Here is a 21936-nt window from a genome sequence, read left to right as displayed (position 1 = left end):
GTCGGCGGTCAGCGGGCGGGGGCGGCTCCGAGTTTGTTCACCCAGCCCTGGCTCTCGAAGGCCAGGTACTCGCCGCCGGCCGGCTTGCCGGGAAGGGCGGAGGACCGGTCCTCGAAGTCGAGGAGCTGGCCGCTCTCGCGGTCCACGACCAGCCGCACGCTGGTGCCCTGAGCGGTGACGGCCACGCCGGGCCTGCCCAGCCGGTCCTTGATCTGCCCGGTGACGCGGACGGAGGGGGTGCGCGCCAGGATCCGGTAGAGGGCCGCCCGGGTGCCGGGGGTGGTCGGGGCCATGAACAGGTCCCATGCGCTGACGAAGACGTACTCCCCGAAATCGGCCGGGGCGGTGTAGCCGTGCGCGCCGCCCCGGCGGTCCTGCTGCCACAGCCTGCGCAGGTAGCTCTCCAGGGCGCCGTCGGTCGCCGGCAGCTTCGCGATCGTCTTCCACTCGATCTCGTGGGACCCGATGACGGGGTTCACCAGATGCGAGCCCTTGCTGTAGGTGACCATGCGCGGCTTCGAGACGGTCGTGCCGTCGTTGACGTCGAGCGGGGGCGATCCCGCCGCCTTCCAGGCGGCCTCGTCCTTCTTCGTGGGGAAGGTGACCTTGATGTCCAGCGGTCCGTTCGTCCCGAAGCGCATGCGGGTCCCGCTCTGGGCGCACGCCCAGTCCTCGACGCTGCTCGCGGTCCGCGCCTGGAAGTTCTGGGACCTGCCCATGGACTTGCGTGCGGGCGTCGGCACGCCCGGGCGGGGCTTGAAGGGCATGATGTCCTGCCACATGCGGGTCCGCTTGTACCAGCAGGCCCCGCGGGTGGCGGGCTGCTCGGCGGCCGTCTTCGCGCTGGCCAGCAGGAACGTGCGGGTGTCGAGCGTCTCGTCGTGTCCGGCGCCGGGGCCGGGGCCGGCGCCGGGGCCGTCCGACGGCATGGCGACGGCGAGCGCCGCCGCGGCCGCCAGCGCGGCCACGCCGCCGGCGAGGGCCAGCCGGCGGACCGGCCGCCGCGCCGGGACGACGCGCGGGTTCACGGCCGAGACGCCGGCGCGCGCACGGACCTGCGCCACGTCGGCACGCCGCGCGTAGGCGTCCTCGGCGAGTTCGGCGACCGCCGCGGGCTTCAAAGCGACGATCAGGTTGTCGAGTTCGTCCTGCTTCACTGCTTCTCCTGGATGACTCGCGGGCGCGGGGCGCGTCCGTGCGCTCGCGCGGGGCTTTCCTGGGACGCCTCGATCGCCTTGGCCAGCCGGCGGCGTCCCCGGTGCAACCGGACGATGAAGGCGGTGCGGGTGCAGCCCGCGACGCGGGCCGCCTCCGCGGGGCCGAGCCCGTGCCAGGCGGTCAGGGTGACCGCCTCGGCCTCCTTGGCGGGAAGGGCCCGCAGGGCGGCCAGCGCCTGGTCGCGGGCGATGAGGTGCTCGGCGACGTCCCAGGCGTGCAGGTCGGCGTCGGTGGTGAGGCCGGCCAGCCGGTCCACCAGTCCGCGCGCCCGGCCCGCCGCGCCGTGCGACTGGCGGACCAGGTTCCTGGCCACGCCCAGCAGCCACGGCAGCGCCTGGTCGGGGATCTCGTCGATCTTCCGCCACGCGACGGTGAACACCTCGCCCGTCAGGTCCTCGGCGGCCTGGGGGGCGGCCCGCAGTACGACATAGCCGAAGACGTTGCGGTAGTACGTCTCGTAGAGGCGGGTGAATCGGGCCTCTTGCTCGTCCACGCCACCTCCTCTCTCCTCGGGACCGTTACGCCGAGAAGTCGGAGAAGCCCCCGGCGGATTACACGGGCGGACCGGAAATCCTTCGGCGATCACACACCATGGCGACGGGCTCGGAGGAACTTCAAGAAGCCGGACGAGCGCCCCGGAGCGGGACAGGGTGATCGGCGGGCCGAGGCGGGAGGGGACCGAGTGAAGCATGTGTCCCAGAGACCACACTATGGTGACTTTCGGTATTCAGGCGAATGCTTTCCGTGTTCGATCTCTCTAGGATCCAAGCGAAAGCCAACCCCCCCGATCCCATGGAGGATTCGTGGCACGCTCCCGTACCCGGCTGGCCGTGTTCGGCTCGGCCGCAGCTCTGGCCGCAGGCGCCCTCGTCTCCGCGCAGGTCGTCATGGCCGAGCCGGCCGCCGCGGCGGACCGCCAGTGGGTCGCCCTTGGCGACTCCTACACCGCCGGGGTCATCCCGGCGGCGGGCGACGTCTTCGAAGTCCCGCGCGACGGCTGCGAGCGCACCGCCCGGTCCTACCCCCAGGTCATCGACCGCGACCTGGGTTCTCTCTTCGACCTGACGAACGTCAGTTGCGGTGCCGCCACCATCGCGAACGTCACCGACGAAGCCCAGGAGCCGATCGGCCGCCACCTGCCGCCCCTCTCCGAGGACCCCGACTACCCCTTCCCCGCGGTGCCTCCCCAGTCCGCCGCGGTGGGGCCCGGCACCGACGTGATCACCGTCGGCGTGGGCGGGAACACCCTCGGCTTCGCCGGCATCCTCACCAAGTGCCTTGAGGTGGGCCAGGGAAGCGGCGGCACGGGCACTCCGTGCAAGGACGCGCTGGCCGCCGGCATCCCCGCCCGGCTGGACAAGGTGGGCCAGGAGTACGGCCGGATGCTCACCGTGCTCCACGAGCGCGCCCCGCACGCCAAGATCCTGACCGTCGGCTACCCCACCGTCGTCCCCGCGGACACCTCCAAGTGCCGCTACAACGACCTGACGCAGTTCGGCCCGGTCACCCGGGGCGACCTGGACTGGCTGCGCCAGGACGTCCTGGAACCGCTCAACAGGACCATCGAGAAGTCGACCGGCACCCAGCAGGCCGCCGGCTTCGTCGACCTCTACACCTCCTCCCAGAACCACAGCGCCTGCGACGCCGACAAGTGGGTGGAAGGCGTCATCACACCTCCTGACCAGGTGTCCTTCGTCCACCCCAACGCCCGCGGCCACCGCAACGCCGCCGACCACGTCACAGGAGCGATGCTGAACACCCTCGGCTGAGCCGACCCGCACCCGGCGCCCGCCGACGGGTCACCGTGAACCGGCCTCCGGCCCCAGCCGGAGGCCGGTTCCGCGCTCCGCGGCGCCTCGCCTGCTAGGCGTCGTCCGGTGAGCCGGGCAGTCGCAGGACGAACGTCGCGCCCCGGCCCGGCTCGCTGCGCACCGCCGCGGATCCGCCGTGCGCCTCGGCGAGCTGCCGCACGATGGCCAGGCCCAGTCCGCTGCCGCCCGTCTGCCGGCTGCGCGACTTCTCGGCCCGCCAGAACCGGTCGAAGACGTGCGGCAGGTGCTCGGGCGCGATGCCCGGCCCGGTGTCGGCGACCTCGATCAGCACGTCGTCGCCGTCGGCGTACGCGCGCAGGCTCACCCGCCCTCCCGCGGGGGTGTAGCGGACCGCGTTGGCGAGCAGGTTGCCGACCGCCTGCCGCAGCCGGACCGGGTCGGCGTCCAGGTGCGGCCTACCGGTCACCTCGGCGGTCAGCGCCAGCTCGGCGGCCTCGGCCGCGGCACGGTAGACCGTCGCGATCTGCTCGACCAGGTCGGCCACGTCGACCGGCTCGGGGTGCAGCCGCAGCCTGCCCACGTCGGCGAGCGCGAGCTGCTGCAGGTCGTCGACGATGTGCTGGAGCAGCGTGGCCTCCTCGACCAGCGAGGCGGTCAGGGCCGGGCCCAGGTCGGCCACGCCGTCCTGGGCGGCCTCCAGCCAGCCTCGGATGTTGCTCAGCGGCGTGCGCAGCTCGTGCGACACGTCGCTGACCATCGCCTTGCGCTGCCGCTCCATGCGGTCCAGGTGCTCGGACATCTCGTTGAACGCGGCGCCCAGCTCGCCGACCTCGCCCTTGGCGCGCACCGTCACCCGCGCCGAGCCGTCACCTCCCCGCATCCGCCGGGCCGCCGCGGTGACGGCCCGCACCGGCCGCGCCAGCCGGGTGGCGACGAGGACGCTGACCCCCACCGCCAGGACGAGGATCACCGCGGTGACCCCCGCGATGCCGTACGGGTCGATGGCCGGCGCACCGTCCTCCCGCGAGCCGATGTAGAGCAGCGCGGCCGGCGCGACGTACGGCTTCAGCTGGGCGCGGCGCGCGGTGGCCAGGCACTCGGCGGCCGACGCCGGAGCGGCCGGCGTGCCGGTCTCGTCCAGCCACACGTCGACCCGGCTCCCGTGGCACTGCCGGACGAGGGCGGCGAGCTGGTCGAGCGCGCGCCTCTCGGTGGTCGTCGGCCCGGGAGCGTCCGGCGAGCACGACGCGGGCGGCGCCACGGGCTCCGGCGTCGGGGCGGGCCGGTTCGCCGGGCGCTCGCCGGGCCCGCCGGTCGGCACGGGGTTCGGCGCGCCCGGCGGCGCGCCCGGTGTGGCCCCCGGCCGCCGCGGCTCCTCCCCCGGCTCGGTCGAGGACGGTTTCGGCGTCGGTGAGACCGACGGCGTCTCGGCCACGGCGGCGAACCGGACCGCCCCGCCACCGGACGTTCGCGCGAACGCCGCGCGCGGGGAAGGCTCCTGTCCGGAGGGCGCCCCTGGGGGGTTCGTGGCCTGTGGCGGGTCGGTCGGACCGCCCTCGCGGCGCAGGTACGGGCGGCCGCCCGGCCCGACGAGGACCGTGGCGCGCTGGCCCTCGCGGCGCAGGCACGCCGCCTGCGCGTCGACCTCCCGGCGCAGCCGCACCCGCTCGGGATCCGGCAGCCGGAACGGTCCGGCCGCACGCGCGTCGATCCGGTCGGTGGCCGCGCCGGGCCCCAGCGAGACGTCGACGGCGAGCGGGTCGACCACGGCCGAGGGGCGCGCCGGCAGCGGCGGCCGGCCGGGCGCCGAGTCCGCGATCCGGGTGCCGCCCTCGGTCGCCAGCGCGACCCGCTGCCCGCTCTGCCGGGCCAGCCCCCGCACGGTCTCCCCGACGCCGTCCCAGCGCGGGTGGCTCGCCGCGTAGCCGAGCAGCGCGTCGTTGATCCGGGCGTCGCGGGCGAGCGTCCGGCCCTGCCGCTGCCGGATCTCGCCGGACGTGCCGCGCGCCGCCAGCCACGCCGTCGCCGTGATCGAGCACACCGCGATCAGTACCGAGCTGGCGACCAGCCGTGCGAGCAGGCTATGGCGCACGATCGCCGACCAGCTTGTACCCGACGCCGTACACGGTGCACAGCCGGACCGGCCGGCGCGGCTGCGGCTCGATCTTCTTGCGCAGGTTCTTCACGTGCACGTCCACCGTGCGCTCGGTGATGAAGCGGTCGAAGCCGTGCAGGTGCTCCAGGAGCTGCGCCCGGGTGAGGACCCGCCCCGGCCGCGCGGCCAGCGCCTCCAGGATGCGGAACTCCGCCGGCGTGCACTCGACCTCGCGCCCGTCCGCGAGGACCGTGTGCCGTTCGGGGTCCACCGTGATGCCGCCGACCCGGTACACCGGCTCGCCGCTCCCCCGCCCGGTCCGCCGCAGCAGCGTGCGCACCCGGGCCATCAGCTCACGCGGGCTGTAGGGCTTGGTGACGTAGTCGTCGGCGCCGAGGTCGAGGCCGCGCAGCAGGTCGTCCTCCGTCGAGCGGGCGGTGAGCATGAGCACCGGCACGTCCGACTCGGCGCGCAGCCCGCGGCACACGTCGAGGCCGTCGATCCCCGGCATCATCACGTCGAGCAGGACGAGGTCGGGGCAGCGCGCGCGGGCCGCGTCGAGCGCGGCCCGCCCGTCGTGGACGACGACCACGGAGTGCCCCTCCCGCCGGAGGTACCGGCGCAGCAGCTCCGCCTGCTTGGGGTCGTCCTCCGCGACCAGGACATTCGCGCACATGGGGCCTGAGCGTAGCCAAGCCGGTCACGGCACCACGGGATCATCACACCGGGCTCACAGGTTCTTCACACTCCTCGACCAGCATCTCGCGGCATGCGCCAAGTCAAGATCCACACCGGCGTCCTGCTCGCCGCCGGCCTGATCGCCGGGTCGGCCGGCTGCGGCTCGCCGGGCGACGGAAGATCAGGGGGCGGCCCGCCCGACGCGGACCGGCCGGCGGCCGCCGGACCACAGCAGCCGGGACGGCAGCGGCAGGGCGGTGCGGAGATAGCGACCGTGCGCGGCCGAGCGATCGCCGTGCACAGGCGGAAGAGCGACGGGGCGGTCTGGAAGACGCTGTCCAGCCCCAACGAGATGGGCGCCACCCGTGTCTTCCTCGTCGACGCCAAGGACGGCGGCTGGCTCAGGGTGCTGCTGCCGATCCGGCCGAACGGCAGCACCGGGTGGGTCAAGGCGTCCGACGTCACGCTGTCGTCGACGTCCCACCGCGTGGAGATCGACCCGAAGGCGTTCACGTTCACCGTCTTCGACGGCGACACGGTGCTGCGCACCGGCAGGGTCGCCACCGGCGAGGGCGGCACCCCCACCCCGCCCGGCCGCTTCTACTTCACCGAACTGGTCCGGCCGCCGAACCCCGACGGGGACTACGGCGCGTACGCCTTCGGGCTGAGCGGTTTCTCTCCGACGCTGAAGACCTTCGCCGGCGGCCCCGGGCAGCTCGCCGTGCACGGCACGAACAAGGCGTCGGCGCTGGGCCGCAAGGTCAGCCACGGCTGCGTGCGGGTCGGCAATGACGACATCACCTGGATGGCCAAGAACCTGGCGATCGGCACACCCGTCGTCGTCAAGAAATGAAACAACGCCGAAAGGAACATGGATGCGCCTGAAGTCTCTCATCGCGGCCGTCGCGCTGGGCGTCGGCCTGGCCGGCACCGGTGTGGCCGCCGCCGAGGCCACCACCGCCACGCCCAAGCCGACCGCCCCGGCGGCCGTCCCCACCCCGACCACCCACGGCGGCGAGCCGAGCCCGTCCCGTCCCCCCGGCCACGGGACGGAGCCCAGCGGTGCGCCGATGCCCCAGCCGCCCGGCAAGCCCATCCCCAAGGTGCCGAACTACACCGGCTGACCGTGACCGCAGGCCCGCACGTCTCTCGTCGTGCGGGCCTGCCGCCGTAGAGGCGCTAGATGAATTCCAGAGGGCGGACGGTGTAGTCGGACGGGATGTCGTCGTGCATGGCCTCGACGGGACGTTCGGGGGCGGTCTCCTCCAGGAGGGCGGCGCGGCGGACGCGGTCGGTGCGGAAGATGCGGCTCCCGCCTCGCATGCGGCACCAGGCGGTCAGGTACCAGCCGTTGCCGGACGCGGTGAACGTGACGGGCTCGACGTCGCGTTCGGTTTCGGTGCCCGTCCGGTCGACGTAGGTGAGGCGGACCACCCGGCGGGTGCGGATCGCCTCCTCCAGCACCGCCGGCACGGAGGCCGGGTCGTCCTTCTCGGCGGGGGTCAGGAAGCGGACGCGCTGGGCCAGTTCGCGGGCCGAGGCGCTGTCGGCCGCCGACATCGCGGCGACGATCTTGTGGAGCGCGGTGCGGGCGGCCCGGGAGTACGGGGAGCCGCCGGCCCGGGACAGGGTGATCGCGAGGGCGACGGCCTCGGCGGGGGTGAAGTTCAGGGGCGGCAGCGTGCGGCTCTTGTCGAGCGTGTAGCCGCCGCCGCGGCCCACGTCCGCGAAGATCGGCACACCGGCCTGCTGGAGGGCGCCGATGTCGCGCTCGATCGTGCGGACGCTCACCTCGTACCGTGCGGCGAGCTCCCGCGCGCTGGCCCGGCGCGGCGCGCGGGCACGCAACTCCTCCACCAGGGCGTACAAGCGGTCGGTGCGGTTCACGCGCCGACCGTACGCGGCGGGTCCGACAGTCAGAGGGCGCGGAGGAAGCCGATCATGGCCCGGTTGACCTCGGCGGGGCGTTCCTGCTGCGTCCAGTGGCCGCATCCGGACAGCCAGACGGTCTCGCGCAGGTTCGGCACGAAGTCGCGCATGGTGTCGATCGCGTCGCGGGCGCCGATGGCGACGAGGTCGCGGTCGCCCGCGATGTAGAGGGCGGGCGGGCCGATGGGGGCGCGGTGCCAGGCGGCGGTGAGCTCCCAGTTGCGGTCGAGGTTGCGGTACCAGTTGACGGGGCCGGTGAAGCCGCTTTCGGCGTACTCCTCGACGTAGGCGGCGATGTCCTCGCCGGTCAGCCAGCCGGGCAGCTTCTCCGGGTCCGGGAGGCCGTCGAGGAAGCCGCCGCCCTCCGGGGCGATCAGCGGCGGGCAGGGGCCGTCGCCGGACACCCCGTACAGCATCCGGCGGAACGTGGCGGCCCGGTCGCGGTCGAGTTCGGCCTCCGGAACGTCCGGCTGCTGGAAGTGCACCATGTAGAAGCCGTCGCCGAACAGGCGGCGCATGGACTCGACGGGCGGCCTGCTGCTGCGCGGGCGGTGCGGCACCGACATGCCGACCACGCCGCGGACCTTGTCTGGGCGCATCTGCGCGACGGCCCAGGCGACGGGGGCGCCCCAGTCGTGGCCGACGACGACGGCGCGGTCCGCGCCGAGCGGGCCGATGAGACCGACCGCGTCACCGGCCAGGTGCAGGATCGAGTACTGGCCGGCGTCCGCCGGGCCGCCCGTGCGGGCGTAGCCGCGCTGGTCGGGCGCCACGGCGTGGAATCCGGCCTCGGCGAGCGCGACGAGCTGGTGCCGCCAGGAGTACCAGCATTCGGGGAAACCGTGCAGGAGGAGCACGAGTGGCCCCTCGCCCGCCTCCGCGACGTGCATGCGCAGCCCGCTGTCCGACCGGACGAAGCGGTGCCTGATCTCGTGCATCCATACCCCTCGCGGTGTGGGCTGCCAGTGCCGGGCCAACGGTAGCCGCCCCGGTGAGTGCCCGGGCCGTGGAAGGGAGATCGCCGCGAGCCCATACCGTCCGGTGGTGGATTGTGTGCGCGGCCCACATGGGAGGCCGGGGCCGCGCTCCGTAGGTTCTGCGCATGACGAGCGTGACACCGCGGGCGGCCGCGGGGACTTCGGGGACGCTGGATCTGGCGGGCCGGCGCGCCCTGGTCACCGGTGGCGCGAGCGGCATAGGCCGCGCCTGCGCCCGGCGGCTCGCGGCGGCGGGCGCCGAGGTGGTGGTGGCCGACATAGACGGGGACGCGGCGGAGCGGACCGCGGCCGAGATCGGCGGTGTCCCCCTGCTCGCCGACCTGGCCGACGTGGACGCGCTCGACGGGCTGGCCTCCGGCACCGACATCCTCGTCAACAACGCAGGGATCCAGTACGTGGCGCCCGTCCAGGACTTCCCGCCGGAGACGTTCGCGCGGATCCTGCGGCTGATGGTGGAGGCGCCGTTCCGGCTGGTGCGGGACGCGCTGCCCGGCATGTACGAGCGCGGCTGGGGCCGCATCGTCAACATCTCGTCCGTGCACGGGCTGCGGGCCTCGCCGTACAAGTCGGCCTACGTGACGGCCAAGCACGGCCTCGAAGGGCTCTCCAAGGTGATCGCGCTGGAGGGCGCTCCGCACGGCGTGACGTCCAACTGCGTCAACCCCGCCTACGTGCGGACCCCGCTGGTGGAGAACCAGATCGCCGACCAGGCGCGCACGCACGGCCTGCACGAGGACGAGGTCGTCGAGCGGATCATGCTCGACCACGCCGCCGTGAAGCGCCTGATCGAGCCGGACGAGGTGGCCGAACTCGTCGCCTACCTGTGCTCGCCGCCCGCCTCGATGGTGACCGGTGCCTCCCTGGCACTCGACGGCGGCTGGACGGCGCACTAAGAATGACCCGTATGACCTGCGGCGTCTTCCTCGAACTGCTGGCCCGGGAGGCCTCTCCCGTCGAGTTCGAGGGTCCCCTCGTCCAGGCGCGGGCCGAGGGCGCGTCCCCGGCCGTCCTGGAGGAACTGGAGGCGGTGAAGCTCGCCGCGCTGCGGGTCCGGACGATCATGCGGCGGCACGCCCGGCGGGAGAACGAGCTGGCGGCGCTGTTCGACACCGCGGGCGACCTCGCCGGGCTGCGCGGCCTCGACGCGGTGCTGGAGGCGATCACCCGGCGCGCCCGGCGGCTGCTGAACGCCGACATCGCCTACCTGACGCTGAACGACGACGCGCGCGGCGACACCTACATGCGGGTGACCGACGGGTCGGTGTCGGCGGCGTTCCGGCAGCTGAGGCTGCCGATGGGCACCGGCCTGGTCGGCCTGGTGGCGCAGACCGCGATGCCCTACAACAGCGACCACTACCTGGGGGACGCGCAGTTCCAGCACCGCGGGTTCATCGACGACGCGGTCGCCGAGGAGGGCCTGGTCGCCATCCTCGGCGTGCCGATGCGGCTGGGCAGCCGGGTCATCGGGGTGCTGACGGCGGCGAACCGCAGCGAGCGCCCGTTCGACCAGGAGGAGGTGGCGCTGCTCGGCTCGCTCGCCGCGCACGCCGCCATCGCCATCGACAACGCCCGCCTCCTGGAGGAGACCCGGACCGCCCTGACCGAGCTGAGCGCCGCCAACGAGGAGGTCAAGGCGCGCAGCGCGGCCGTGGAGCGGGCGGCGCGCGCGCACGACCGGATGACCGCCGTGGTGGTCCGGGGCGGCGGCGTGGAGGACGTCGGCGCGGTGGTGACCGAGCTGCTGGGCGGCACCCTGCACGTCCTGGACGCCGACGGCCGCCGGCTCGCGACGACCGGCGCCGCGGCGGAGCCCCTCGGCGACGACGAGCTGGGCGGGGTCTCGGCCTCGGCGCACTCCGCCCGCGCGCAGGGCCGGACCGTCAGGCGCGGCGACCTGTGGATCGCCTCGGTGTCCACCGGCGACGAGATGCTCGGCACGCTGGTGCTGCGCACCGCCGACGAGGTGGACGACGCCGACCAGCGGATCCTGGAGCGCGCGGCGCTCGTCACGGCGCTGCTGCTGCTGTTCCAGCGCAGCGCCACCGAGGCCGAGGGCCGGGTGCGCGGCGAGCTGCTGGACGACCTGCTGACCGGCCGCCGGGCGGGCGCCGAGGCGCTGACCTCGCGGGCGCGGCGCGTCGGCGTCGATCTGGGCGCCCCGCACGTGGTGCTGTGCGCCAAGTACGACCCCCGCGAGCACCGGCCCCGCGCGGCCTTCTGGGCGTCGTCGTTCGCGGCGGTGGAGCACGGCCTGGCCGCCTCGCGGGCGGAGGAGATCGTCCTGCTGCTACCGGGCGACCGGCCGGGCGACGCGGCGCGCCGGGTCGCCAAGGAGCTCGGCGCCTCCCTCGGCGGGCCGGCGACGGTCGGCGCGGCCGGCCCCGTGCGCGGCCCGGGCGAGGTCGCCTCCGCGCACCGGGAGGCGCAGCGCTGCGCCGACGCGCTGCTGGCCCTCGGGCGCCGCGGCGACGGCGCCGGCGCGTCCGAGCTCGGCTTCGTCGGCCTGCTCATCGGGGACGACCGCGACGTCGCGGGCTTCCTCGGGAGCGCGCTCGGCCCCGTCCTCGACTACGACGAGCGGCGGGGCACGGCCCTCGTCCAGACCCTGGAGGCCTACTTCGGGACGGGCGGCAGCCTGTCGCGGACGGCCGAGCGCCTGCACATCCACGTCAACACCGTGAGCCAGCGCCTGGACCGCATCGCCCGCCTCCTCGGCGACGACTGGCAGGCGCCCGAGCAGGCCCTCGAACTCCAGCTCGCCCTGCGCCTGCACCGCCTCTCCCGCTGAGCACGCCGGAACGCGGCGCGCCTCCGGGGGGGACGGTGCGCCGCGTTCGGTCCGGTGTCACACCGAGGCTTCGACCTTGGTGTCCTCGCTGTCGGGGGCGGGACGGGCGCGGGCCGCGCGGGCCGCGACCAGGTCGCGGGCGGTGCCCCAGACGCCGCGGCGGAACAGCAGCACGACCACGATGAAGATCGCGCCGGTGATGATCCCGGTCTCCTCGAACCCGGCGGTGGCCAGGTAGTCGTTCAGCTCCACGATCAGCGCGGCGCCGATGGCCCCGCCCCACAGGGTGCCGATGCCGCCGAGGACGACCATCATCACGGCCTGCCCCGAGGTCGTCCAGTACACGCCCTGGAGGGACGCGAAGCCGTGCCCGACGGTGAACAGGCCGCCCGCGAGGCCCGACAGGGCCGCCGACAGGACGAAGGCCAGCAGCTTGTAGCGGTCGATGCCGTAACCGAGCGCCCGCGCCCGGTTCGGGTTGTCGCGGATGGACATCAGGACCCTGCCGAAGGGGGACCGGACGATGCGCCAGGCGGCGAACAGCCCGGCCAGGATGAACGGCAGCGCGGCGTAGTAGAAGAAGAACGGGTCGGACAGGTCCAGCCCGAACAGCTCCCTGGGGATGCCCTGGAGGCCGTTCTCCCCGCCGGTCGCGTCCCGCCACTGGTTGGCGATGAAGTACACCATCTGCGCGAAGGCCAGGGTGACCATCGCGAAGTAGATGCCGCGCAGCCGGACCGACAGGAAGCCGATCGGGACGGCGAGGGCCGCCGCGAAGGCGGCGCCGCCCAGCACGGCCACCGGGAACGGCAGCCCGGAGTGCAGCGCGATCAGGCCGGTGGCGTACGCCGAGCCGCCCCAGAAGGCCGCGTGCCCGAACGACAGGAGCCCGGTGAAGCCGAGCAGCAGGTCGACGGCGGCCGCGAACAGCGCCCAGCAGACGATGTCCAGGGCGACCGGCGGGTAGACGAACCAGGGCAGGACGAGCGCCGCCACGAGCCCCGCGGCCAGCAGGACCGGCCGTCCGGCCAGCTTGGAGAGGATCACGAGATCTCCTCGGCGGTCACAGGATCTCCGGCGGTCACAGGGCCTCCTCGCGTCCGAACAGGCCGGCGGGGCGCCACAGCAGCACGGCGGCCATCAGGATGAACACCAGCGTCTGCGACAGCGACGGGACGTAGTAGTTGCCGAGGGCCGACACGAGCCCGACCGCGAACCCGGCGGCGACCGAGCCGAACACCGACCCGAGGCCGCCGATCACGACCACCGCGAACACCGTGATGATCAGGTCGGAGCCCATCAGCGGGTTGACCGCCCGCATCGGCGCGGCGAGCACGCCGGCGAACCCGGCGAGCGCGATGCCGAACCCGAACACCGGCGTCACCCAGCGGGCGACGTCGATGCCGAGGGCGCGCGACAGCTCGGGCCGCTCGGTCGCCGCTCGGACGATCATGCCGACGCGGGTGCGGGTGAGCACCACCCACACGGCGCCGCAGACCAGCACCGACACCGCCAGCACGAACACCTGGTACGTGGGGTAGGTGAACAGGCCGAGGTCGATCGACCCGTCCAGCGCGGACGGGCGCGGGTAGGGCTGCGACTGCACCCCGTACCCGCGCTTCACCAGGTCCTGGAGGATCAGCGCGAGGCCGAAGGTGAACAGGAAGTTGTAGAGCGGGTCCAGCGGCGCGAGCCGGTGGACGAACAGCCGCTCCAGCAGCACGCCCGCGATCCCGAGGACGACGGGCACGATCAGCAGCGCGAGCCAGAAGTTCACGCCGAAGGAGTCGAGCAGCACGAAGGAGCCGAAGGCGCCGAGCATGTAGAACGCGCCGTGCGCGAAGTTGACCACGCCCAGCATCCCGAAGATGACGGCCAGGCCGAGGGCGAGCAGGGCGTAGAACGCCCCGCCCACCAGCCCGTTGAACGCCTGTTGCAGCACGTCGCGGCCCGCCTAGAGGGAGCAGGACGGGTCGGGCTGCTGGAACGCCTCCGCCGCCGGGATCGTGCTGACGATCTTCTCGTAGTCCCAGGGCTCCTTGACCTCGCTCTTCGGCTTGACCTCCGCGACGTAGGCGTCGTGGGTGAGCAGGTGGTCCTCGGCGCGGATCGTGCCGGTGGAGGTGAACGCGTCGTTGACCTTGGCGCCTTCGAGCTGCTTCACCACACCGTCGGACTTGTCGGTGCCGCCGCGCTGCACGGCCTCCAGGTACTGGAGCGCCGCCGAGTAGTCGGCCGCCTGCACGGCCGTCGGGCGGGCTCCGGTCTTGGCCTTGAACTTGTCGGCCCAGGCGCGGTTGCCCGCGTTGCCGTTCCAGTACCAGAAGTCGGTGAAGCGCGTCCCGGCGAGGGCGTCGGAGCCGAGCGAGTGGATGTCGGTGATGAACATCAGGCCCGCGGCGAGCTTCACGCCCTTGTCGCGCAGCTTGTACTCGTTGTACTGCTTGACCAGGTTGACGAGGTCGCCGCCGGCCTGCATGGCGCCGAGCACCTGCGGCTTGGGCTTCAGGCCCGGCGCCTTCAGCAGGAACGTGGAGAAGTTGTCGTTCGGGAACGGCGTCGGGTCGCTCTTCACGACGCTGCCCCCGGCGCCCTTGATGGCCGTCGTGAACGTCTTCTGCATGTCCTGCCCGAACGCGTAGTCCGGGTAGACGATGTACCAGTTCTTACCGCCGTCCTTGGTGACGCCGGTGCCCGTCCCGTGGGCGAGCATGTAGCTGTTGTAGCCGTAGTGGAAGGTGTACTTGTTGCACTGCTTGCCTTCCAGCTCGGTCGTCGCGGCGCCGACGTCGATGAACAGCTTCTTCTTGTTCTTGGCGACGGTGGCGACGGCGAGCGCGGCGGACGAGGTGGGCACGTCCAGGATCAGGTCGGCCTTCTTGCGGTCGTAGAGCTCCTGGGCCTTGGAGTTGGCGACCTCGGGCTTGTTCTGGTGGTCGGCGGAGATGACCTCGATCTTGTCGGTCACGGCCTTCCCGCCGTACTTGGCCTTGAAGTCGGCGACGGCCATCTTCACGGCCTCGACGGCGTTCTTGCCCGACAGGTCGGCGTAGACGCCGGACTGGTCGGTCAGCACCGCCAGCACGAGCTTGTCGTCGCTGATCTTGCCCCCGCCCCCGCCGGGTCCGCCCGCGCAGCCGGCCAGCAGCGCTCCGGCGGTCGCGAGCGCGGCCGAGCGTCCGAGAACTCTCATCGGGGTCTCCCTATATTCCGAGGTACTGGAGGAGTTCGCTCTCGCGGGCGCGGACCTCGTCGTTGTCCATGGACTCGACGATCCGGCCCTCGGCGAGCAGGTGGTGGCGGTCGGCGACGGTCGCGGCGAAGTGCACGTTCTGCTCGATGAGCAGGACGGTCACCCCGGCCGCCTTGACCTCGCGGAGGATCTCGCCGATCTGCTGGACGATCAGCGGCGACAGGCCCTCGGTGGGCTCGTCGCACAGCAGCAGGCGGGCGCCGGTCCGCAGCACCCGGGCGAGCGCGAGCATCTGCTGCTCGCCGCCCGACAGCTTCGTCCCGGGGAACCGGCGCCGCTCCCGCAGGCGCGGGAACGTCTCGTACACCCGCTCCAGCGACCAGGGGTCGGGGCCCGTCACGGGCGGCAGGGTGAGGTTCTCCTCCACCGACAGCGTCGCGAAGACGCCGCGGTCGTCGGGGACGTAGCCGAGGCCTCGCCGGGCGCGCTTGTGCGGGCTGAGCGAGGAGATGTCCTCGTCCAGGAACCGGATCGTGCCGGACGCGCCCCGGTGCAGGCCCATCAGGGACCGCAGGAGGGTGGTCTTCCCGGCGCCGTTGCGCCCGACGAGGGTGACGATCTCGCCCTCGTCGACGTGCAGCGACACCTCGCGCAGGGCCTGGGCCTCGCCGTACCAGGCGGACAGTCCGTCAATGCGCAGCACTGGAGTCTCCGAGGTAGGCGGTGACGACGCGGGGGTCGTGGCGGATCTCGGCGTAGGGGCCCTCGACGAGGACGCGGCCGTGCTGCAGGACGGTGACCCGGTCGGCGAGGCTGGAGACGACGCTCATGTTGTGCTCGACCATCACCACGGTCCGCCCGTCGCGCACCTTCTTGATGAGGTCGACGGTGCGGCCGACGTCCTCGACGCCCATGCCGGCGGTCGGCTCGTCCAGGAGCAGCACCTTCGGGTCCAGCGCGAGCGCCAGCGCCAGTTCGAGGGCGCGCTTGCGTCCGTAGGCCAGCGCCCCGGCCGGGACCTCCGCGTGACCGTCCAGCCCGACCTGCCCGAGCAGTTCCGCGGCGCGCTCGGAGTGGCGGCCGAGCGCCTTGTCCGAGCGCCAGAACCGCCAGCCGAGACCCGTGCGCCCGGCGAGCGCCAGCTCCACGTGCTGGCGCGGGGTGAGCTCGGCGAACAGGCTCGTGATCTGGAACGACCTGGCGAGGCCCAGTTTGGCGATCAGCTCGGGCCGCCGGCCCGCCAGCTCGTGCGCGCCGAGCCGGACGCTGCCCGCCGTCGGCTTCAGGAAGCCGGTGAGCAGGTTGAACAGCGTGGTCTTGCCGGCGCCGTTCGGCCCGACCAGCGCGTGGACGGACCCCTCGGCGACGTCGAGGTCCACGCCGTCCACGGCCCTGAAGCCGCGGAACTCCCTGACCAGGCCGCGCGCCGCCAGCACCGGGGCCTTTCGGTCCGGGTCGCCCATGCGCCCTCCTCGCGCTCGTCGTGGACGACCCGAACCACACTCGGGCCGCCGTGACCGGGAACGCTAGGTGGCACCCGCGGACCGGACCATGTGACCGGGACCCACATTCGGACGGCCGGATACGGGTGTGAGCCACATCACGCGCAGGTCACGACCACGGGCACATGACCGGCCGATCCGATGTGTGTGCGGGCCACGTGGCAGCGGTCACAACCGGCGCTCACCATGGCGGGCATCTGACGTCCGTCCCGAGGAGCCGGAATGCCCGACCTCCGCCCCGCCCTTACCGCCGGCACCGTGGCCGGCGCCCTCACCGCGGCCCTCGCCGTGCCCCTGGCCGCGCGGGCCGACGCGCGGCAGAGCCCCGGCTGCGCGTCCGGGCTCGCGGTGCCGGGGGCGGAGAAGCAGGTGGCCGCCTGCCTCGACGACCTCACGACCGCGGGAACGGTCGGGTCGGGCCACACCGTCCCGGCCGACTGGGCCGGGCTGCACGCCGCCGGGACGCGCAACCCGTCCGGCGTCCCGGGCATCCAGCTGGACGGCTACTTCCCCGACACCTCCACGTTCAACACCAACCACGGCTGGAACCACGACGCCCAGTTCGTCATCCGCCTGCCCGAGCGCTGGAACGGCGGACTCGTCGTCGCCGGCCCGCCCGGCAACAGGCGGCAGTACGCCAACGACTTCACCATCTCCGACTGGGCGCTCGCCAAGGGCTACGCCTACGCCGCGACGGACAAGGGCAACAGCGGCACCGAGTTCTACAAGGACGGCCGCCGCCCCGGCGACGCCGTCGCCGAATGGAACGACCGGGTCACGCAGCTCACCCGGGCCGCCAAGAAGGTCGTCGCGAAACGGTACGGCCGCACCCCGCGCCGCACGTACGCGGCGGGCATCTCCAACGGCGGCTACCTCGTCCGCTGGCAGCTGGAGAACCGCCCGGAGCTGTACGACGGCGGCATCGACGCCGAAGGCACGCTCTGGCGCGCCGACGGCCCGAACCTGTTCACCTACCTGCCGCAGGTCCTGCGCGCCTACCCGTCCTACGCGGCCACCGGCGACCCGTCAGCCCACAAGGCGCTCCTGAACGCGGGCCTCGCCCCCGGCTCCGAGTTCCTCTGGCCTTTCCACAACCAGGTCTATTGGGAGCTCACCCAGCGCATCTACCGCGAAGAGTTCGACCCCGCCTACACGGGAGAGGAGGCCGGCTACACCTACGCCACGCGTCCGGAGATCGTCCACCGTGCCGTCGCCCGCGTCGCGCTCACGGGCCGCATCCGCAAACCGATGATCACCCTTCACGGCACCTACGACTCGCTCCTGCCCATCGGCACCGACTCCGACGTCTACGCGAAACTCGTCCGCGCCAAGGGAAAGGCGCCCTACCGCTACTACCGGCTGGAGGCCGCCAACCACGTCGACGGCCTCTACGACTCCTTCCCCGACCGCCTCCGCCCGCTCCTGCCCTGCATGCGCACCGCCTTCACGGCCCTGGAGTCCTGGACGCAGCACGGCACCACGCCACCGAAGAGCACCACGCTCCCCCGCCCCGAATCGGGCGACACCGTGAACACCTGCTCCCTCAGCTAGAGGAACCATCATGAAACCCACCCCGTTCATCGCGGCCGCGGCTCTCGCCTTAACGACCGTCAGCGCGTCGCCCGCGTCCGCGGCCGCCGCCACGCTCCCGCGCCACTCGATCAGCGCCTCGTACGTCAGCGGCGTCTCGTCCGGCGGCTACATGGCAGATCAGCTCCACATCGCCTACTCCGGGACGTTCCGGGGCGCGGGCATCTTCACCGCCGGGCCCTACCACTGCGCGCGGGGCAACGTGACGACCGCGCAGCTCGCGTGCATGAACGACATCTACGACGACAACCCGGCGGAACTGGAGCGGACGGCCCGCGACCGGTCGGCGCAGGGAAAGGTCGATCCCGTGGGCAACCTGACCGGGCATCCGGTGTGGATCTACCACGGGACGAACGACTCGACCGTGAAGCAGTCGGTGAACGACGACCTCGCCGCCTTCTACCGGGACTTCGGATCCGCCGTCTCCTACAACAGGACCTCGCCGTCCGGGCACGCGTGGGTGAGTCCGATCGGCCCCAACCCCTGCTCGGCCACCTACACGCCCTACATCAACAAGTGCGGCGACGACCCGGAGCGCTCGATGCTGGGGCACCTGTTCGGGTCCGTGGCCGCGCCCGCCTCCTCACCCGGCGGCACGCTCATGGAGTTCGACCAGAACGCCTACGCGCCGAACGGGAGCGCCTCGTCCATCAGCATGGACGCGACGGGCTTCGCCTACGTCCCGGCGAGTTGCCAGTCGGGGACGTGCAGGCTGATGGTGGCGCTGCACGGCTGCCAGCAGGGGCGCGGCGTCGTCGGCAACGCGTTCGCGACGAAGACCTACCTCAACGAGTACGCCGACACCAACGGCATGATCGTCCTGTATCCGCAGGCCGCCGCGTCCGGCTGGCTCGGCGGCAACCCGCAGGGCTGCTGGAACTGGTGGGGCTACGGCGGCGACACCGCCTACGACATGAAGGGCGGCGGGCAGATCGAGACGATCATGCGCATGGTGCACGCCCTCGGCGGCTGACCGTCAGAGCTTCGAGCGCGTCCAGGCGAGCAGGTCGTCGGCGCCGAGGGTGTTGACGATCCGCGACGCCGGCACCCCGCACCGGGCGGCCCGCTCGCAGCCGAACGGCTGCCAGTCGAGCTGCCCGGGCGCGTGGGCGTCGGAGTCGACGGAGAAGCGGCAGCCCGCCTCGACCGCCAGGCGCAGCAGGCGCTTCGGCGGATCGAGGCGCTCCGGGCGGGAGTTGATCTCCACGGCGACGTCGTAGGCGGCGCAGGCGTCGAAGACGAGCGCCGCGTCGAACTCCGACTCCGGCCGCAGCCCGCCGCGCTTGCCGCCGGCCTTCACGATGCGGCCGGTGCAGTGGCCGAGGACGTTCACGCGCGGGTTCGCGATCGCGGCGACCATCCGCCCGGTCATGGCGACGCGGTCCATGCGGAGCTTGGAGTGCACGCTGGCGACGACGACGTCGAGGCGGTCGAGGAGGCCGGGCTCCTGGTCGAGGGCGCCGTCCTCCAGGATGTCGACCTCGATGCCGGTCAGGATGCGGAAGGGCGCGAGGGACTCGTTGAGCTCGGCGACGACGTCGAGCTGGCGGCGCAGGCGGTCGGCGGACAGGCCGTTCGCGACCTTCAGGCGCGGCGAGTGGTCGGTGAGGGCGAGGTACTCTTGGCCCAGGGAGCGGGCGGTCTCGGCCATCTCCAGGATCGGGGACCCGCCGTCCGACCAGTCACTGTGGGTGTGCAGGTCGCCCTTCAGCGCCGAACGGAGCGCGGCCGTGGCCTCGTCCAGCGGCTCGCCCTCGGTGGCCTCCAGGCGGCGCAGGTAGACGGGGGTCTCGCCGCGCAGCGCCTCCTCGATGACCAGGGCGGTGACCTTGCCGATGCCGGGCAGCGCGGTGAGCGTCCCGTCGCGGGCGCGGCCGGCGAGCTCGTCCGGGGCCGTCCGCTCCGCGAGGTCGGCGGCCGTGCGGAACGCCCGCACGCGGTAGGTCGGCTCATGGGCGCGCTCCAGCAGGAACGCGATGCGGCGCAGCGCTTCGACGGGCTCCACGTCTGGCACCGTACCCAGGTATGACCCGGCACGTCCCACCACGGTGTCATCCGAGTGAGACCCGGGTTCCCTAGCCTGGTTCCCATGGCCGGGGAGAACCTCACACTGCGCGGCGTCCTGCGGGACGTGCTGCTCGCCGCCGCCGTGACGGGCAGGGCGGACCCGGCTCCGCTGAACCGGCCGTGGCCCCTGCTGCTGCGCTGGACGCGGTACATCGGCGTGGGGCGGCTGCCGTACGGGCTGGTGACGAACCTGGTCGGGCTTGCCCTCACCGCCGGGCTGGTCGCCGGGACGGTGTCGCTGCTGTCCACCGAGACGATGCGGCGCGGGATCTACCTGTCCGACGCGACGAAGTTCCTCGTCGCGGTCTCGGTGACGGCGCCGCTGGCGCTGCGGGACCGGCACCCGCTCGCCGCGTGGCGGCTGAGCTTCCTGGCGATGGCGCTGATCGACGTCGGCGGGTGGCTGACCGTCCCCTACGTCCCGGCGGGCTCGTTCGCGGCGATCGCGGCCCTGTACACGGTCGCGGTGCGCTGCTCGCGCGACGTCACGCTGGGCGTCGCGATCATCTCGTTCGCCGGGGTGTGGATCAAGGACCCGGGGACCGGGGCCGGGGCGTCGGTGCTGCTCCTGCTGCCGCTCGCGGTGGGCTACGCCGTCCGCGTCCGGCAGACGTCCCGGCGTGAGCTGGCCGAGCAGGAGAAGCGGCACCAGGACGCCGAGGCGGTGCTGACCGAGCGGCAGCGGATCGCGCGGGAGCTGCACGACGTCGTCGCGCACCACATGTCGATGATCGCCATCCAGGCGGAGGCGGCCCCGTACAAGGTCGAGACCGTCCCGGACGAGACGCGCCGCGACCTCGCCGAGATCCGCGCCACCGCGCTGGACGCGCTGACGGAGCTGCGCCGCATCCTCGGCGTGCTGCGCGCGGAGGACGGCGCCGAGACCGCCCCGCAGCCGAGCCTGGAGCGGCTGGACGAGCTCGTCGGCAACGCGCGCGGCGCCGGCCTGCGCGTCGAGACGCGGCTGAGCGGCGACCTGGCGGGGCTGCCCCCCGGCGTGGGGCTCACCGCGTACCGGATCCTCCAGGAGGCGCTGAGCAACGCCATGCGGCACGCGCCCGGATCCCGCGTCGAGGTCGAAGTGTCCTGCGATGACGGCATAGTGTGGCTCGGCGTCGTCAACGGCCCGCCCGCGGGCGGACGGGGGTCCGTCCCGCCGCTTCCGGGCGGCGGCCACGGGCTGGTCGGGATGCGGGAGCGGGCCGCCGCGCTGGGCGGCGAGCTGACCGCCCGCCCCACGTCCGAGGGAGGATTCGCCGTGACCGCATCGCTGCCGGTGAAGGCGCGGGACGCCACGTGACGATCCGGGTCGTGATCGTCGACGACCAGGGCATGGTGCGCACCGGCTTCGGCGTGCTGCTGAACGCCCAGCCCGACATCGAGGTCGCGGGCGAGGCCGCCGACGGCGCGGAGGGCCTGCGCCGCGTCGCCGAGGTGCGCCCCGACGTGGTGCTGATGGACGTCCGGATGCCGGTGATGGACGGCCTGGAGGCGACCCGCCGCCTGCTCGCGGACGCCGGGGACGGCGCCCCCAAGGTCCTCATGCTGACGACGTTCGACCTCGACGACTACGTCTACGAGGCGCTGCGGGCGGGGGCCAGCGGGTTCCTGCTGAAGGACGCGTCCGCGACCGAGCTGGCCGAGGCGGTCCGGGTGGTGGCGGCGGGCGACGCGCTGCTGTCCCCGTCGGTCACGCGGCGGCTCATCGCGGAGTTCTCCCGGCTCGGGGGCCCGCGCGCACCGTCCCGCAAGCGGCTGGAGGAGCTGACCGAGCGGGAGACCGAGGTTCTCGCGCTGGTGGCGCGCGGCCTGTCCAACGGCGAGATCGCGGGGCGGCTCGTCGTCGCCGAGCAGACCGTCAAGACGCACTTCGGGCGGATCCTGATGAAGCTCGGGCTGCGCGACCGCCCTCAGGCGATCGTCTACGCCTACGAGGTGGGGCTGGTGCGGCCCGGCGACTGACGCCGGCCGCCTCCGTCATACCGGGGGCGCATCCGTCATACCGGGGGTGCACGGCGCAGGACGGCACCGCCGACCGATGTGCGCTTACACGCCTGATTTCTACCTTCCTGATCAGTGCTCCACTGACCAGGAAGGACGCCCGGG

21 protein-coding genes are annotated in these 21936 nt (G+C 73.2%); 9 read left to right on the top strand and 12 right to left on the bottom strand.

The window, feature by feature from the left end:
* Positions 1-8: 8 nt before the first annotated feature.
* The gene (locus tag AB0C84_RS15520) at positions 9-1157 is read right to left on the bottom strand and encodes a hypothetical protein (protein WP_361065995.1); all 1149 of its coding nucleotides are present in this window, start codon (positions 1155-1157) and stop codon (positions 9-11) included.
* Entirely contained in the window at positions 1154-1711 is a 558-nt protein-coding gene (locus AB0C84_RS15515; RefSeq protein ID WP_361065992.1) for an RNA polymerase sigma factor, read from the bottom strand. The genes AB0C84_RS15520 and AB0C84_RS15515 overlap by 4 nt, the downstream gene beginning before the upstream one ends.
* 310 nt (positions 1712-2021) lie before the next feature.
* Between AB0C84_RS15515 and AB0C84_RS15510 the strand changes: the two genes are divergently transcribed.
* Positions 2022-2987 (top strand): SGNH/GDSL hydrolase family protein, encoded by a 966-nt coding sequence (locus AB0C84_RS15510; RefSeq protein WP_361065989.1) that lies wholly within the window; start codon positions 2022-2024, stop codon positions 2985-2987.
* A gap of 94 nt (positions 2988-3081) precedes the next feature.
* Here AB0C84_RS15510 and AB0C84_RS15505 read toward each other — a convergent pair whose 3' ends face one another.
* Positions 3082-5082, bottom strand: coding sequence for an ATP-binding protein (locus AB0C84_RS15505; protein ID WP_361065986.1), 2001 nt, complete (start codon positions 5080-5082; stop codon positions 3082-3084).
* Positions 5072-5761 (bottom strand): response regulator transcription factor, encoded by a 690-nt coding sequence (locus tag AB0C84_RS15500; RefSeq protein ID WP_361065983.1) that lies wholly within the window; start codon positions 5759-5761, stop codon positions 5072-5074. The genes AB0C84_RS15505 and AB0C84_RS15500 overlap by 11 nt, the downstream gene beginning before the upstream one ends.
* 93 nt (positions 5762-5854) lie before the next feature.
* Between AB0C84_RS15500 and AB0C84_RS15495 the strand changes: the two genes are divergently transcribed.
* On the top strand, positions 5855-6616 hold the full coding sequence (locus AB0C84_RS15495; RefSeq protein WP_361065980.1) for a L,D-transpeptidase: 762 nt from the start codon (positions 5855-5857) through the stop codon (positions 6614-6616).
* Between the two features lie 22 nt (positions 6617-6638).
* Positions 6639-6887: a hypothetical protein gene (locus AB0C84_RS15490; RefSeq protein ID WP_361065977.1), complete on the top strand. Its 249-nt coding sequence runs from the start codon at positions 6639-6641 to the stop codon at positions 6885-6887.
* A gap of 55 nt (positions 6888-6942) precedes the next feature.
* Here AB0C84_RS15490 and AB0C84_RS15485 read toward each other — a convergent pair whose 3' ends face one another.
* Entirely contained in the window at positions 6943-7650 is a 708-nt protein-coding gene (locus AB0C84_RS15485; RefSeq protein ID WP_258939326.1) for a WYL domain-containing protein, read from the bottom strand.
* A gap of 29 nt (positions 7651-7679) precedes the next feature.
* Positions 7680-8630 carry an alpha/beta hydrolase gene (locus AB0C84_RS15480; protein WP_361065974.1) on the bottom strand — a complete coding sequence of 317 codons (951 nt, stop codon included), beginning with the start codon at positions 8628-8630 and terminating at the stop codon, positions 7680-7682.
* Between the two features lie 164 nt (positions 8631-8794).
* Between AB0C84_RS15480 and AB0C84_RS15475 the strand changes: the two genes are divergently transcribed.
* A complete protein-coding gene (locus tag AB0C84_RS15475) occupies positions 8795-9583 on the top strand; it encodes a 3-hydroxybutyrate dehydrogenase (protein ID WP_361065971.1) in 789 nt (262 codons plus the stop codon).
* A gap of 11 nt (positions 9584-9594) precedes the next feature.
* On the top strand, positions 9595-11478 hold the full coding sequence (locus AB0C84_RS15470) for a helix-turn-helix domain-containing protein (protein ID WP_258939324.1): 1884 nt from the start codon (positions 9595-9597) through the stop codon (positions 11476-11478).
* 57 nt (positions 11479-11535) lie between these two features.
* Here AB0C84_RS15470 and AB0C84_RS15465 read toward each other — a convergent pair whose 3' ends face one another.
* From AB0C84_RS15465 to AB0C84_RS15445, 5 genes are read right to left on the bottom strand one after another with little or no spacing between them, the layout of a single operon-like run.
* Positions 11536-12525: a branched-chain amino acid ABC transporter permease gene (locus AB0C84_RS15465; RefSeq protein WP_361065968.1), complete on the bottom strand. Its 990-nt coding sequence runs from the start codon at positions 12523-12525 to the stop codon at positions 11536-11538.
* A gap of 34 nt (positions 12526-12559) precedes the next feature.
* Positions 12560-13420 (bottom strand): branched-chain amino acid ABC transporter permease, encoded by an 861-nt coding sequence (locus AB0C84_RS15460; protein ID WP_179847221.1) that lies wholly within the window; start codon positions 13418-13420, stop codon positions 12560-12562.
* A 12-nt stretch (positions 13421-13432) separates the two neighbouring features.
* Positions 13433-14671: an ABC transporter substrate-binding protein gene (locus AB0C84_RS15455; RefSeq protein ID WP_339154498.1), complete on the bottom strand. Its 1239-nt coding sequence runs from the start codon at positions 14669-14671 to the stop codon at positions 13433-13435.
* Positions 14672-14681: 10 nt separating this feature from the next.
* Positions 14682-15374 (bottom strand): ABC transporter ATP-binding protein, encoded by a 693-nt coding sequence (locus tag AB0C84_RS15450; RefSeq protein ID WP_179847219.1) that lies wholly within the window; start codon positions 15372-15374, stop codon positions 14682-14684.
* Positions 15361-16134: an ABC transporter ATP-binding protein gene (locus tag AB0C84_RS15445; protein ID WP_361065962.1), complete on the bottom strand. Its 774-nt coding sequence runs from the start codon at positions 16132-16134 to the stop codon at positions 15361-15363. The genes AB0C84_RS15450 and AB0C84_RS15445 overlap by 14 nt, the downstream gene beginning before the upstream one ends.
* A 261-nt stretch (positions 16135-16395) precedes the next feature.
* Here AB0C84_RS15445 and AB0C84_RS15440 point away from each other — a divergent pair, with 261 nt between their 5' ends.
* A complete protein-coding gene (locus AB0C84_RS15440; protein ID WP_361065959.1) occupies positions 16396-17724 on the top strand; it encodes a tannase/feruloyl esterase family alpha/beta hydrolase in 1329 nt (442 codons plus the stop codon).
* A gap of 10 nt (positions 17725-17734) precedes the next feature.
* Positions 17735-18736 carry a PHB depolymerase family esterase gene (locus tag AB0C84_RS15435; RefSeq protein ID WP_361065956.1) on the top strand — a complete coding sequence of 334 codons (1002 nt, stop codon included), beginning with the start codon at positions 17735-17737 and terminating at the stop codon, positions 18734-18736.
* Positions 18737-18739: 3 nt separating this feature from the next.
* On the opposite strand, the gene AB0C84_RS15430 is transcribed toward AB0C84_RS15435, so the two are convergent.
* Complete coding sequence (locus tag AB0C84_RS15430) at positions 18740-19768, bottom strand: PHP domain-containing protein (RefSeq protein WP_361065953.1); 1029 nt, start codon at positions 19766-19768, stop codon at positions 18740-18742.
* A gap of 84 nt (positions 19769-19852) precedes the next feature.
* On the opposite strand from AB0C84_RS15430, the gene AB0C84_RS15425 reads away from it, so the two are divergent.
* Together AB0C84_RS15425 and AB0C84_RS15420 are read left to right on the top strand one after the other, a co-directional pair.
* Entirely contained in the window at positions 19853-21130 is a 1278-nt protein-coding gene (locus tag AB0C84_RS15425; protein ID WP_361065950.1) for a sensor histidine kinase, read from the top strand.
* Positions 21127-21792, top strand: coding sequence for a response regulator transcription factor (locus AB0C84_RS15420; RefSeq protein ID WP_179847213.1), 666 nt, complete (start codon positions 21127-21129; stop codon positions 21790-21792). The genes AB0C84_RS15425 and AB0C84_RS15420 overlap by 4 nt, the downstream gene beginning before the upstream one ends.
* Positions 21793-21936: the final 144 nt, after the last annotated feature.

It is taken from the genome of Actinomadura sp. NPDC048955 (assembly GCF_040649435.1).
GTDB lineage: Bacteria > Actinomycetota > Actinomycetes > Streptosporangiales > Streptosporangiaceae > Spirillospora > Spirillospora luteofluorescens.
The sequence above is the reverse complement of the archived record's forward strand: the minus strand, read 5'-3'. Positions and strand labels throughout refer to the sequence as shown.